Origin of the sequence: Nitrospira sp. (genome assembly GCA_024760545.1) — a bacterium.
Lineage (GTDB): Bacteria > Nitrospirota > Nitrospiria > Nitrospirales > Nitrospiraceae > Nitrospira_D.
Genome location: CP060501.1, coordinates 3,325,860 through 3,340,033 on the forward strand (window position 1 = coordinate 3,325,860; position 14,174 = coordinate 3,340,033).

At 56.3% G+C, this 14,174-nt stretch carries 11 protein-coding genes; 6 read left to right on the forward strand and 5 right to left on the reverse strand.

All coding sequences use genetic code 11. The features are described from left to right. Positions 1-95: 95 nt before the first annotated feature. Together H8K03_15785 and H8K03_15790 are read right to left on the reverse strand one after the other, a co-directional pair. Positions 96-1,676, reverse strand: coding sequence for an HDOD domain-containing protein (locus H8K03_15785; GenBank protein ID UVT19247.1), 1,581 nt, complete (start codon positions 1,674-1,676; stop codon positions 96-98). Between the two features lie 193 nt (positions 1,677-1,869). Continuing rightward, positions 1,870-4,149 carry a hypothetical protein gene (locus H8K03_15790; protein ID UVT19248.1) on the reverse strand — a complete coding sequence of 760 codons (2,280 nt, stop codon included), beginning with the start codon at positions 4,147-4,149 and terminating at the stop codon, positions 1,870-1,872. A gap of 59 nt (positions 4,150-4,208) precedes the next feature. Between H8K03_15790 and H8K03_15795 the strand changes: the two genes are divergently transcribed. Continuing rightward, positions 4,209-5,936: a hypothetical protein gene (locus H8K03_15795; GenBank protein UVT19249.1), complete on the forward strand. Its 1,728-nt coding sequence runs from the start codon at positions 4,209-4,211 to the stop codon at positions 5,934-5,936. Positions 5,937-6,243: 307 nt separating this feature from the next. Here the strand turns inward: H8K03_15795 and groL are convergent, their stop codons facing one another. From groL to H8K03_15810, 3 genes are all read right to left on the reverse strand, one after another. Beyond that, positions 6,244-7,881 (reverse strand): chaperonin GroEL, encoded by a 1,638-nt coding sequence (gene groL / locus H8K03_15800; GenBank protein UVT19250.1) that lies wholly within the window; start codon positions 7,879-7,881, stop codon positions 6,244-6,246. Positions 7,882-7,938: 57 nt separating this feature from the next. Beyond that, entirely contained in the window at positions 7,939-8,238 is a 300-nt protein-coding gene (locus H8K03_15805; protein UVT19251.1) for a co-chaperone GroES, read from the reverse strand. A gap of 257 nt (positions 8,239-8,495) precedes the next feature. Next, positions 8,496-9,491 carry an RNA polymerase factor sigma-32 gene (locus tag H8K03_15810; protein UVT19252.1) on the reverse strand — a complete coding sequence of 332 codons (996 nt, stop codon included), beginning with the start codon at positions 9,489-9,491 and terminating at the stop codon, positions 8,496-8,498. A gap of 295 nt (positions 9,492-9,786) precedes the next feature. Here H8K03_15810 and H8K03_15815 point away from each other — a divergent pair, with 295 nt between their 5' ends. The 5 genes from H8K03_15815 to H8K03_15835 are packed head-to-tail and all read left to right on the forward strand — an operon-like array spanning position 9,787 to position 14,174. Then, the gene (locus H8K03_15815) at positions 9,787-10,995 is read left to right on the forward strand and encodes a bifunctional 3,4-dihydroxy-2-butanone-4-phosphate synthase/GTP cyclohydrolase II (GenBank protein ID UVT19253.1); all 1,209 of its coding nucleotides are present in this window, start codon (positions 9,787-9,789) and stop codon (positions 10,993-10,995) included. 56 nt (positions 10,996-11,051) lie between these two features. Beyond that, positions 11,052-11,585 (forward strand): 6,7-dimethyl-8-ribityllumazine synthase, encoded by a 534-nt coding sequence (locus tag H8K03_15820; protein ID UVT19254.1) that lies wholly within the window; start codon positions 11,052-11,054, stop codon positions 11,583-11,585. A gap of 3 nt (positions 11,586-11,588) precedes the next feature. Next, entirely contained in the window at positions 11,589-12,050 is a 462-nt protein-coding gene (nusB, locus tag H8K03_15825; protein UVT19255.1) for a transcription antitermination factor NusB, read from the forward strand. Next, positions 12,043-13,383: an adenylosuccinate lyase gene (locus H8K03_15830; protein UVT19256.1), complete on the forward strand. Its 1,341-nt coding sequence runs from the start codon at positions 12,043-12,045 to the stop codon at positions 13,381-13,383. Before nusB ends, H8K03_15830 begins: the two co-directional genes overlap by 8 nt. Then, positions 13,380-14,174, forward strand: a complete 795-nt coding sequence (locus tag H8K03_15835; GenBank protein ID UVT19257.1) for a chlorite dismutase family protein — start codon at positions 13,380-13,382, stop codon at positions 14,172-14,174. Before H8K03_15830 ends, H8K03_15835 begins: the two co-directional genes overlap by 4 nt.

Below are 14,174 nucleotides of genomic sequence, written 5' to 3' on the forward strand. Positions count from 1 at the left end.
CATCAGGAGGCCGATTGCTGAGGCCAAACAGGATGTGAATGTAGCGTGGTCGAACCGTCGCGGACTGTCTTTGTGATGTCCAGATGGAGGCTGAGCTAGAGTATGCCGGCCAGTCGATTCAGACCCAATGTCGTCTGGGCAAAGAACAGCTGCAAGGCCTGGTAGTCCTGAGCATGCATCGGCTGGTTGCTCGTCGCCCGATCGCAGTAGACGAGTCCGATTGGTTTCGCACCTACCCGCAGGGGTGCGAGGATTGCCGATGTCGGTTTCCAGACCTCGAGAAAGTCCTGCTTCATGGTTCCAGCCGCTTGATCTGAAAAGTTTGGAACGAGCAGAGGATCGACTCGCTTGAGGACCGTCAGGAAAAACTGGTGTTCCCGACTGAGCGAACCGGACAGGGACCGGATGTAGGGGGCTAGTGGAGCCACACCAAGCACCAGCCTTCCGACAAGCAGATCACTATCGCTTTGGTTCAGGAGTGCCAAACCCACGCGGTCAAATCCGGCGTCCTGGTGCAGAGAGGTGACGAATGTGCCAAGTAAGCTGTTCAGGTCCTTCGCACTCTGCAGCGAGTCCTGAAAGGCTTGGAGTGTTTCAAGCGGCTTGGTCCGAATCGGTGCAGGGGGGAGGTCTTGTGTTGGAGAGACCCGTTGAGGAGGAGACGCTGGTTTCTCACCAGTCATCGGTGGGGCGGATGGCTGGCGTGAGGTCGACTCGGTGCTCTCCCGTGATTCGTCTTTTGCCTCGGCGGAGGAGTCGAGCGACAACCCCATCGAGCGAATGAGCTGGCGTCCTCGGTCCATGGCACGAATCATCAAATCTGCGAACTGCGCTGAAGTAAGCCCGCTTCCGAGGAGGAGTATTCGTTTGGCTTCCTCAATGGCAGCCTGTGGAGCGGGGTTGGTCGTCACTTCGACCAGCCGGATGGAACCGACGACGACTCCTCTGTAGGTCGGGAACCCGCTTGGCCAACGTCCCATCACCAGTTCCCCGGGCCTGCTGAAGAGCTCGATAAGATCGTCAGGCAGTTTCCACATCCGAGCCAAAGCTTGAGCCAAAGTCAGACGAGGTATACCGAGGAGCTGGGTCTCTTGAAGCACACATTCCGCCGGTAGCTTCGCTTTCCGAGAAATGGCTTGGAGGGCTTCAAACAGGTCCGGGTCCTGATACGCAATCGCCAAGTCTCCGATGGAGTAGAGAAGCGCTGCGGTAAACAACTGGCCCGGCTGCGGGTATTCGATCGCCATGCCCAGTTCGCACGCATAGGTTGCGGAGATGAGGGACTTGGCGATCAAGGTTCGAAACTCATGCTGGCGAACAGGCCAATGTCGCAGCTGCTCGACAAGATGCGCGGCGGCCACGAGGGACCGAACGGTATCGAGCCCTAACCAGCTGACCGCATGAGGGACCGAGACAATCGTCTGTTGCGGGCTGTAGGCGATGCTGTTTGCGACCTGCAGCACCTTGCATGTCAGTCCGTGATCGCGGCTAATCACCCGGGCCAGGCTCACGGCGTTGGAATGAGGCCCCATGTGACTCAGGATTTGCTGGCAGGTTGACTGTAGGATCGGAAGGCAGCGGCTGGACTCATCGAAGAGGGGCTTGAGATTTCGATGGAGGCAAGGACGAATAGAGTCGATCAAGGCCGATTCCGCGGCTATGCCTGACGAAATCATAGGAGTTCCTCGGTCGAACGTCTGAAGCTCTATCGGTTAGAACACCACCAAGCTTGAGGAGACGAGGCTCCTTCATTATCTTGCTTGATGTCCGTTTCGAGGCGCCGGGCCTCCGCATCATCGTGTGGCCATTACCCGATAGTCAGGTCTTCGTGAGGGCTTCAGAAGACTTAGGGGCGTGGCGTGAGGAGAGCTAGAGCTTTCCGTAGGTCCGCTCGAAGAATTCTTTGGTGAGCCTCATATGCTGTTCGACGTCGGTGTGGAGATGCCGAGCGCCGGCCTCCCAGTCGTCTGTGGCATAGCCGACACGACGGGCGAGAAAGATAAATTCATCGGAGTCAACGGGCGGGAGGACACGATCTTTCGCGTTGCCACGGACCATGCGGAGGCCGTCGATGAGCATGCGGATGAAGAAATAGGCCTTGCGAAGATTCTCGCCATCCTGCCTCGTCACGATCCCACAGTCGACCAAGGCGGCCAGGGCCTGCATGGTGTTGGGGGTGCGTAGGACGGGGAGCCGATGGCCGTGCATGACTTGAAGGTACTGAACAGCATATTCGATATCGACGATGCCACCCGGACTATGTTTCAGGTTCACGGTGCCGCGCTCGACCAGTTGCTTCAGCTGCTGACGACGCAAGTCGAGGGCTCCAGGAAGATCCCAGGGATGGCCGCTGTAGACATAACTGTCGCGGTGAGCTTCGACTCGTTTACCGAGAGCGGCATCGCCGGCCACATGCCGCAGTTTGATCAACGACTGGCGCTCGAATGCGGCGGCAAGGCCCTGATCACTGTAGTAGTTGGAGATCTCGTCGAAGGGGTTGGTCAGAGAGCCTTTCCCACCATGGGGACGGAGGCGTACGTCCAGGTGAAAGATGCCCTCCTGTTTCGCCTCAATCCACTGCAAGAGTTCGTGCCCCAGCCGCTCAAAATATTCGCTGTTCTCGATCGGCTGCTTGCCGCCGGTGCGGCCCGCGTCGCCATATACAAACATCACTTCAATATCTGAGGCGTAACCGAGTTCCTTGCCGCCGAATTTGCCCAGGCCGAGAACGGTGAATGGACAGGGTTTCTTATTCGGCAATCGCGGCGGGCCATAGAGTTTGTTCAATTTGGCTTGGCAGTCCTTCAAGCTCCGATCGACGATCACTTCGGCCAGTTGGGTGAGTGCCGCGGAAAAATCAGGGAGAGCGGTGCCAGGCTCGACGATATGCTTCATATCGATGCGAAACAGCTCGCGATCTTTAAAGCTGTTCAGTGCCGCCTTCCTCTCCTCATCGGTTGCAGCCCGATTCACCAGACGATCAAGGTCCTTGCGAAGTGTCGCTCGTGGCGCAATAAGGGGCGCATCTCGATAGTCTTGCAGGAGGGGCAGGAGGTTGCTGTATTGGCGCCGCAGAAAGTCTTCCCAGAGAAAATCGCTGGCGCCCAGCAGACGGGCGAGCAAGGGGAACGTCTTTTTGTCGCTGAGAAAGGCCAAGGCTTTCTGCTGGGCTTTCCCTTTCGCCTGGTGCATGGTGAGGTCAAGAAACTGGTCAAACGATTCCAAGGCTTTGGTCGGGTCTGGGGCCCAGGTCAGGGCATGCGTGAACTGCTTAATAAGCACGGCCGTCAAGCGTAACTGCTGCTGATCAGCTGCGTCAGTCAGCTTCTGGCCGTGGCGGTTGCGGACATAAAAGCGGTCATGAATCTTGCCATTCTCGACGTCAAATTGCGCTTTGGAAATGTACACGTTGCGCATCGCGAGGGCGTTGGCGAAGGCGTACAAAAAGGCCGGGGTATCGTCCGACCGGATATCCATGACTGTGTCGGTCGGGGATTGGCTGTTGTCGAACGTGATCTGGACCGGATTGAGTAGGCCGCTGAAGGATCCGCGCCGCTTACCCAGTTGTTCAACCAGCCGCCGGTTCACCGCAAAGCGCGCTTCCTCGAATTGTCCCTTGTCGAGCAACATGATGACCGAGTGGAGTGAGTCTGCCAGGAGATTCTGTTGTTCAATCCCCAACTCCGCGCCTGATACCGGCAAGACCCGGAACACGTCCACAATCTTTTTTCTGCTCAAACTCGGGCTGCTCTTTGCGCGGACACGTGGTCCGTATCCTGTCCAATTCGTGCGAGCGGACTGCGGGGCGGTTTTGTCGGCAAACGTATAAATCTGTCCTTCTTCAATGTTCAAGCCGAAAGCTGAAAGCAGGCCGCAAATAGTGGCGAATTCGGAGAAGTAATCGTACGCCACGATCGTCACCTCAAACCGTTTATCGTGCTGTTCAGCAAAGGCAATTGTGCAGGGATGTTCCGAAGTCAGCTGTGCCGTCAATCGGATATGTTGGGCGATCGTCGTGGGGTCGAACCGCCGGAAATACTCCTGATCCATGCGGGTGAAGAAATCTTGAAGAGCTTCTTGCGCTACGTCAGGACACAATGGACGAACTGTGTTGAAGATCGGCCCGAGGTCGGGAGAGCTGATCGGCATGGACTTCAGTATACCCGAATGGGTTTCATTGTGCGTAGGGGAGAGTATAATGCCCCGCCATGACTCAATCATCCATTCCGTTTCCGCCGGCACAGGTTCAACCAACAATTCAGACGACTTCCTCCAAGCCGGATCCCAGGCCCGTCTTGCTCGCGACCAAGAGAAATGCCGAGGAAGTGCGGGCCATTTTGTTAGCCTATGGTCTGCGTGACCCCGGCCAGGCGGACCGCAACCTCAGTGCAATGGCAGGCGACCCGATCCAACGCCGCCGGTTGGCCGACATCCTGCCGCTGTTGTTGGAATCGGTCTCCAGAACGGCTGACCCGGATCAGGCGCTGAACCATTGGGAGCGCATGTTGTCGCGTGTCGCTCGTACCACATTTTTCGACTATTTGCACAGCTGGCCGCGCATGCTCGATCTCCTCTGTGTCATTTTCGGTAATAGCGACGCCTTGACCTTCACCCTGATTCGAGACCCGACGTTGGTGTATTGGCTAGCCGAGGAGGATGTTTTGGCCAGATCGCCGACGCGGAATGGGTTGGAGAGCGCGCTTCGCGAGAGCATTGAGCATCTTACGTCCAGCCAATTGAGGTTGGACGCACTGCGCCGGTTTCGGCGGCGGGAAATGTTACGGATCGGTGTCCGGGATCTGCTGCGTCTCGCCACGGTACCTCAGACGACGGCATCATTGTCCGATCTGGCCTGTCTGCTCATTCATGCGGCCTATGAAATTGTCGACGGTGATCTCAGACAACAGTATGGCCTCCCGATGCACCGAAATCGGCAGGGACGATGGGTGGAAACAAGATTCGCCGTGATCGGGATGGGCAAGCTCGGTGGCCATGAATTGAATTACAGCTCCGATGTCGATCTGCTCTATATCTATGAGTCCGATGACGGGGAAACCAGGGCCCCGGGAGGCAGGCGCGCCGCCAAGCCGGCCGGTGTCGGCATTTCCAATGAGGAATATTTTGAGATCCTTGCCCGGGAACTGACGCGAGTGTTGATTGAACCTACCAGGGAAGGTCATGTCTTTCGGGTCGATCTGCGTTTACGGGCGGAGGGATCTGTCGGCCAGTTAGCACGCTCGATCTCGGGCTATCGGCGATACTATCTCAGACGTGGACAAGTCTGGGAACGATTGGCGCTCCTGAAGGCCTCGCCGGTAGCCGGTTCGACACGTGTCGGGAACGCATTCTTAGGTGTGGTGAAGCCTTTTATTTTCGGGAAGCCTGGAAAGAAGACGAGTTTCGCCGAGGCGCTGCCAGTGGTCCACGAAGTGAGGATTGTCAAAGAGATGATCGACACGAAAATAGCAGACCGTGGGCACGAGCGGCGTGATGTGAAGCTGGGAACAGGGGGTATCCGGGAGATAGAATTTCTCGTGCAGACAATTCAGGTACTGGCTGGGAGGCGGGTTCCGGCACTCCTTGACCGCAGTACCCTTGGTGCTTTGGATCGGTTCGCCCGTCGGAAACTGATTTCGGTGAAAGAACGGGATGATCTGGCAGCAGCGTACCTGTTTCTTCGGGATGTTGAGCATAAGCTCCAGATGGTCCAGGATCTCCAGACCCATGCCCTTCCGGAAAGCCGGATTGAACTCGAGCGATGTGCGATTCGCTTGGGGTATGGGTCGGAAGATCGGGATCAGGCGAACGAACGGTTTCGTCAGGATCATCAGCGCCATACAAATATGGTTCACCGCATGTTTCTGTCTTTGTTTTCTGACCCAGAAACCTCCCCCCTTCTCAAAGCGGCACTCTCAACAGCCGCGGGTAACGCCTAACTTGATTATCACGCATGTGCTCCAGGAGAAGAGCCTGCTACGCTGCCGCCTGCTGAGGATAAAGGCTTTGTGGATAGCATTAATGTGCTCAGTAGATAAAGAAAGCACTCTTAGCTGGGCGAGTAGTTCTGCTATTCCCCTGCCTCAGTTTAAACATGAGTATAAAGGATATGCTGGAGGTTGATGAACATAGGTGATTCTGGGGGAAAAGCGGAGTCTAAAAAACACAAAGGGCCCGGTGGTTTCCCACCGAGCCCCTCATGCCTTTAATTCGGACTGGCGGCTAGCCGCCCGCAGCTTGTAGGGCTTAGTACATCCCCTCCATGCCGTGGCTGTGTCCGCCCGGCGCGGCCTGTTCCTTCTTTTCCTCGGGGAGTTCCGTGATCATGACCTCCGTGGTGAGCATCAAGCCCGCCACGCTGGCGGCGTTCTGGAGCGCCGTCCGCGACACTTTGGTCGGGTCGATGATGCCGGCCTTGATCATATCGACATATTCATCCGTTGCGGCGTTGTAGCCACCGTTCACGTTCTTGTCTTCCCGAACCTTGCCGACGACGACCGAAGCTTCCGCTCCGGCATTCGCGGCGATTTGCCGAACCGGCTCTTCAAGCGCACGCCGGACAATGTCGAGTCCGACTCTCTGCTCCATCGGAATATCCTTGAGTCCATCGAGCGCTTTGACGCAGCGGAGGTAGGCTGTGCCGCCGCCAGGGACGATTCCTTCTTCCACCGCCGCCTTCGTGGCGTGGAGGGCGTCCTCGACGCGAGCCTTCTTCTCCTTCATCTCGGTCTCAGTCGCGGCGCCGACATTGATGACCGCGACGCCGCCCACGATCTTTGCCAGCCGCTCTTGCAGTTTCTCGCGATCATAGTCGGATGTCGTTTCATCGATCTGGGCCTTGATCTGCTTGACACGGCCTTCGATCTTCTTGGAATCGCCATAGCCTTCCACGATCGTCGTATTGTCCTTATCGATCGTGACGCGTTTGGCGCGCCCAAGGTCGGTCAGCTTGACGTTCTCGAGCTTGATGCCGATGTCTTCGGAAATCACCTGACCACCTGTGAGGATGGCGATATCTTCCAGCATGGCCTTGCGGCGGTCACCGAAGCCCGGTGCCTTCACAGCCGCGACGTTCAGGGTTCCGCGGAGCTTGTTGACGACGAGGGTCGCCAAGGCTTCCCCTTCGACTTCTTCAGCAAGGATGACGAGCGGTTTGCCCATCTTGGCCACTTGCTCGAGCAGCGGGAGCAGATCCTTCATGCTGCTGATTTTCTTCTCGTTGATCAGAATGAGCGGCTCTTCCACGGAGCATTCCATCCGCTCGGCATTGGTGACGAAATAAGGAGAGATATACCCGCGATCGAACTGCATGCCTTCGACGACGTCCAGCGAGGTCGTCATCGACTTGGCTTCCTCCACCGTGATGACGCCGTCCTTGCCGACCTTTTCCATGGCTTCCGCGATCAGATCGCCGATGGTCTTGTCGTTGTTGGCCGAAATGGTGCCGACTTGGGAAATTTCGGTCTTGTTTTGGCAGGGCTTGCTGAGCTTCTTGAGCTCGGCGGTGATGGCCTCGACGGCCTTATCGATTCCTCGTTTAATTTCCATCGGATTGGCGCCGGCGGTGATGTTCTTCGCGCCTTCCCGGAAGATCGCTTGGGCCAATACCGTTGCCGTCGTCGTTCCGTCGCCCGCGGTGTCGCTGGTCTTGCTGGCCACTTCGCGGACCAACTGGGCCCCCATGTTTTCGTATGGGTTCTTCAGCTCAACTTCTTTGGCGACCGTGACTCCGTCTTTGGTAATGGTCGGCGCGCCGAATTTCTTGTCCAGAATCGCATTCCGGCCCTTGGGGCCGAGTGTCGCTTTCACGGCGTCTGCGAGCTGGTTCACCCCTTTCAGGATGGCGGCTCGTGCTGCATCGCCGTACATAAGTTGCTTTGCCATTGGATTCCTCCTGTTATCGTGTTCTATTGTTTCGTCTGGGTTGTTTGCGACTTGACCTTAGCTGGTGAAGATTCCGAGGATGTCTTCTTCCTTGAGGATCAAACATTCTTCGTCCTCAATCCGAAGCTTGCTGCCCGAATACTTGTCGAAGAGGACTTGATCACCGACCTTGACGTTCTCCACTTTCTTGCCGACGGCTTGGACCACTCCCCGTTGGGGCTTTTCCTTTGCTGAATCAGGCACGTAAATTCCACCGGCGGTGCGCTCCAATTCCTCGGTGTACGTGACGAACACCCGTTCACCCAAGGGCTGGAATCCTTTGGCCACATTCTTTTTTTCCTTCTCGGCTGTACCCATAACAGAACCTCCTCCTGATGAAAGTTAACGCGTTAGGTGTTGACGGTTGAGAGTTGGGCTGAACTCGATAATGACCCTAGAAGCCTATGACTCGATGGAGATAGGCCTTAGTTCATCCAAGTCAAGAGGGGACTCGAGGGATTTTTATAGCCCTGACATTCTCGCCGCTTCATTGAACCCTCTTACATCGTAACCTATTGTGAAACCGATATTCTAGGGTTTTTTGCGTGAGGGAGGAAGCGGATTGACCGGAGACGTCATGCCCGCAAATGGTCAAAATCTTTGATGTCTTTTTTCATGTAGTCACGAAGGCGTTTGATGATACGCGCTTCCAATTGGCGGGTCCGCTCCTTCGTAATACCGTATTTATCGCCCAAATCATCCAAGGTGAGGGGGGAGTCGGACAAGATGCGGTTTCGAAGAATGTCCTCATCTCGCTCCTCGAGGGTTGTTATGAACTCGGCGAGCTTGGCCCGAAAGAGCGTTTTCAGCTGATGATCGGCAATCTGCTCGTCCGCCGGTTCTTGGTGAGACGGCAAGACGTCCAGCAGCGTGCTTTCCTGGTTTTCTCCGATCGGCTGGTCGAGCGATAGTTCCCAGTTGCCGAGGCGCTGATCCATCTCGATGACGTCGCGCTCACGCACGTTCAGACGATCAGCGAGCAATTTGGTGTCGGGCGCGAAGCCGTCCCGTTCGAGTTTTGCCTTTTCCTTTTTTAAATTATAGAACAGCTTTCGCTGATCCTGAGTCGTCCCGACCTTCACCAGCCGAAAAGTATGCAACAAGTACCGCAGAATATAGGCCCGCGACCACCAAGCCGCATAGGCATAGAATCGCACGTTTTTCGAGGGGTCGAATTTCTTGATGGCTTGCATCAGACCAACGTTGCCTTCTTGAATCAGGTCCATGTGATCGGCCCCGGTATGCAGGTACTCGGCCGCGATCGAGACCGACACGCGCAGGTTGGCCATGATGAGCCTGACAGCCGCTTCGCGGCTGCCGTGCGTTTGGTACTCTTGAAAAAGCTGAAGCTCCTCTTCTTTGGAAAGGTAGGGGTATCGACGCACCTCGGCCAGGTACTGCTGCAACGCCGTGACCGGTACCACCGCCGTCGTATCGGCTCGGGGGCTTGTTTCGTGTTCAGGAGCCGGGCTAAGCTCGGCGCTGGCAGGAATCTCGTTCGGCTCCGTCTGAGAGGGCTCCGATTCTTCAGGCTCGTCCGGCTGCGTATCTGTCTCGTCGAGGATGGACATGAAGAAGGAAGACTACACTAGATTCCTAGGCTGCAACAATGCTGAAAAAGCCCCGCCCGCTCATGCGGACGTTGAGGAGGCACACGATCTTCTCTGGCGCAGAATACAGGATGTGGTGACGGATGGCTCTTCTCCATCAAGACTCGCGGAAGTTCGGTGTTTTTTTGGTTGACAGTCGGGGCGGAAACAGAGTTAAGCTGTCAGCTTCTTGAGCTTCTAAATCTTCAATGTTTAATGATAAATTGCCGGCGTGTCATAGGTAAAGGTTGAGTTCACGGCTCTCCGTCAGAAACATATGACGACTCCTTTCGATAGCATCGAAAACGCAATTCGGGACATCAAGAAGGGAAGGTGCGTCATCTTGGTGGACGACGAGGATCGTGAAAATGAAGGTGATCTCGTCATTGCAGCGGAGAAAGTGACTCCGCACGTGATCAACTTCATGGCGACGCACGCTCGAGGCCTGATTTGTTTGGCTCTGACGCCTGAACGGGTAGAAGAGCTGCAATTGCCACAACAGGCTTCCGAGAATACCGCTGCGTTCGGCACCGCCTTTACAGTATCCATCGATGCGCGAAAGGACATTACGACGGGAATCTCGGCCGCCGATCGAGCCACGACGATCCATGTGGCGATCGACCCAAAATCCAAGCCGAGCGATCTCGCGCGACCTGGTCACGTTTTCCCGCTCAAAGCGCAAACAGGTGGGGTGCTCCGTCGCGCCGGACAGACGGAAGGATCTGTCGATCTGGCCAGGTTGGCCGGGCTTCGCCCTGCCGGCGTGATATGCGAGATCATGAACGCAGACGGCACGATGGCCCGCGTGCCCGAGCTGACAAAATTTGCCAAGACCCATAAGCTCAAGATGGTCACGGTCAAGGCCTTGATCGAATACCGCATGAAAAGAGAGACCTTCGTCAAACGTGTCACCAGCGCACGGTTGCCCACGACCTTTGGCGAGTTCGAAGCGGTGGCGTTCGAGAATCAGATCGACGGTGTAACGCATATTGCCTTGGTCAAGGGGCATGTCGACGGCGGTCCACCGACCCTTGTTCGTGTGCACTCCGGCTGTCTGACGGCTGATGCGCTGGGATCGTTGCGTTGCGATTGCCGTGATCAATTGCATGCGGCGATGGAGATCATTCAGAAAGAAGGCCGCGGAGTGCTCCTGTACCTGAATCAAGAAGGCCGTGGAATCGGGTTGCTGAATAAGATCAAGGCCTATGGCTTACAGGATCAGGGGAGTGATACGGTGGAAGCCAATCTGCAACTCGGGTTTAAGGCGGATCTCCGGGATTATGGAGTCGGCGCGCAAATTTTGGCGAACCTCGGTTTGCACCAGATCAAATTGATCACGAATAATCCGCGTAAGATCGTGGGAATCGAGGGCTATGGTCTCAAGGTCGTCGAACGTGTTCCTGTCGAGATCCCCCCGCGCGCGGCGAATGTTCGGTATCTTCGGACGAAAAAAACGAAGCTGGGGCATATTCTCAAGAAGGTCTGAAAGTCGCCACCCACGTCCTATTTCTCCGGAATCTGGGCCAAGACGGCTGTTGAAAGATGAAATCTGCGAAGACGGGGCGTTCCATGGCGGGATTGAAGTTCGGCATCGTCGCGGCGAAGTTCAATCAGCGCGTCACCAGCAAGTTGCTCGATGCCTGTATGGATACCCTCGAGAAACGTGGTGTGGATACAAGGAACATTGAGGTGGTAAGGGTGCCGGGAGCGTTCGAAATTCCGCTTGTGGCCCGCACATTGGCCAAGTCGAGCCGGTTCGATGCGGTGATCTGCTTGGGAGCGGTGATTCGCGGTGACACGCCCCATTTCGAGTATATTAGCTCCGAGGTAAGCCGTGGGATCGGTCAAGCGGCGTTGGATACCGAAGTGCCGATCATCTTCGGTGTGTTGACCACGGAAACGGTGGCACAGGCGGAGGAACGCGCCGATCCGGGCAAGCTCAATCGTGGTGGTGATGCGGCCACGTCTGCGATCGAAATGGTGCTGGTCATGAGACGGTTGAAGGGAATCGACCAAGAGCCGGATGCGGGTCGGTCGGCTCATCCACGGCAGGCCGCGCAGCGGCATGCGAACTAGCGTATGGGATCCCGTCATCAGGCCCGCGAGCGAGCCTTGCAGATTCTGTTTCAGCACGACATTCACGGGAAGGCCGATATTCACCTGGACGAGTTCTGGCGTGAATACGCGGCGTCCGATGAGACGAAAGAGTTTGCGGAGCGGCTGGTGAAGGGCGTGATGGAACATAAGATGGAACTCGACGCCACCATTGGCAAGTATGCGACGAATTGGACGGTGGGTCGTATGCCGATCGTCGACCGCAATATCTTGCGTGCCGGACTGTATGAGTTGCTGTGGTTAGATGAAGTGCCCGCGAAAGTCACGATGGACGAAGCCATCGAACTTGCGAAGAGTTTCGCCGACGACGAGGCTTCAAAGTTTGTGAACGCGATCCTCGACAAGGCCTTGACCACCGAGTCGCGGCTGGCGGAGAAGCGGGCGGATCCGGCTCGGGCGGTTTGGAGGAGAGCGGAAGGTGATTGAGCGGTATACGCGGCCTCGCATGAAAGCCATTTGGGATCTCAAGCATAAGTATGAGATCTGGCTGGAAGTCGAGTTGCAAGCGTGCGCCGCGTTCGAGCGGGTGGGACAGGCTCCGCGCGGGACGGCGGCAAAGATCCGCAAGCACGCGAAGGTCAATGTCGAACGAATCGCCGAGATCGAAAAGGTCACCAAGCATGACGTGATCGCCTTCCTCGAATCCCTCATGGATACGGTGGGACCGGAGCACCGGTTTCTCCATATGGGGCTTACGTCATCGGACATTGTCGACACCTCACTCGCTGTGCAAATGACGGAAGCCCTCGATCTGATTCTGGAGGGAATCAAGGAGTTGCTGGTCGTACTGAAACGACAGGCGTTTCGGTATAAGAGCCAGGTAATGGTCGGACGCTCACACGGGATTCACGGCGAGCCGATCTCCTTCGGGCTTAAACTCGCTCTCTGGTACGAAGAAGTCCGTCGCCACCAGGAACGTCTGCGGTCGGTGCGGAATGAGATCGCAATCGGCAAACTGTCCGGTGCGATGGGAACCTTCGCGCATCAGGGCCCCGATATCGAAGACTATGTCTGCGCAAAGCTCGGCCTAAAAGCGGATCCGGTCTCCAACCAAGTGGTCCAACGGGACCGTCATGCGTCCTATTCGGCGGCGCTCGCGTTGCTGGCGGCAAGCATCGAGAAATTTGCCGTCGAGATCCGCCACCTTCAGCGCACTGAAGTCCTCGAAGCCGAAGAGTATTTCTCCGAAGGTCAAAAGGGATCCTCGGCGATGCCGCATAAACGGAACCCGATCGTCTCGGAAAATCTGTGCGGCTTGGCGCGGCTGGTGCGGGCCAACAGTGTGGCGGCGATGGAAAATGTGGCCCTCTGGCACGAACGTGATATCAGTCATTCGTCGGTTGAGCGGGTCATCATGCCGGACAGCACGATTTTGATCGACTACATGCTTGCCAAGATCACCGATCTGATCAAAGATTTGATCGTCTATCCGGACCGAATGCGCCGAAACCTGGAACTGACCGGAGGACTCATTTATTCGCAGCGGTTACTGTTGGCCTTGGTTGACAAGGGCGCGCAGCGAAAGGAGTCGTACGAAGCCGTTCAGCGCAATGCCATGGCCTCCTGGAGGGGAGGAGGTGGGTTGCAGGAACTGGCAGCGAAAGATCCGTTTATCTCGCAGCATCTTAAGAAACATGAAATCGCAGCCTGTTTTAACCCCAAATATTACTTGCGTCATCTCGATCAGATCTATCGGCGGGTATTCGGGCGAGGCAAGTCCCGTTCATTCGGCACCGGGAAGAAGGGAACGAGATCATGACTCAATCGCTCGTGACGGGACTGATGCTCATTTGGTTGACGGTGGGACCCTTATTATCCGGCGTTCAGGCTGCGGCTGACCGCGAGAAGCTCCTCAGCGAGCCCGGAGTCTATGGCACGTTTGCAGTATTTGCTCTCGACGAGGAGTGGGTCAAGCAAGACCCCTCGACCCGCATCGCTCATCTGGCGACATTCAAAGGCGTCGTCGAACAGTATCGGGAGAAAGTGGCGATCGATCTCTACCTGCTTCGTGGGCTGTCCGATCAGGCCGATCTGTTGTTCCGGATCCACGCGACGGAATTGCGTGATACGCAGGAATTTCTGGTCGATTTGCGAAGCAGCCATTTCGGGAAGCATCTCAAGACGGCCGGGGTCATGCACGGGCTCACTAAAAAACCGAATTATGTTCCAGGATTCTCGGATCAGGTAAAGGCTGAACTGAAAACCCTCAGCGAGCCGGGTCCGAAGCCCTATGCCATCGTGATCCCGATCAGGAAATCGCCCGAATGGTGGGGGCTGGATCAAGAGAAACGGGTGGGGATGATGCAGGAGCATACGGCGGCGACGCTGCCCTATCTGAAGACGGTCAAGCGAAAGCTTTACCACTCCAGTGGGTTGGACGATCTGGACTTTATCACCTATTTTGAAACATCCAAGCTGGAGGACTTTCATAGCCTCGTGTTGTCGCTCGAGAAGGTGAAGGAATTCCACTATACGCGCCGGTTTGGAAACCCAACTTTGCTCGGGACGATGAAATCGTTGGACGAGATCATTGAGATGTTGGCGCAGTGA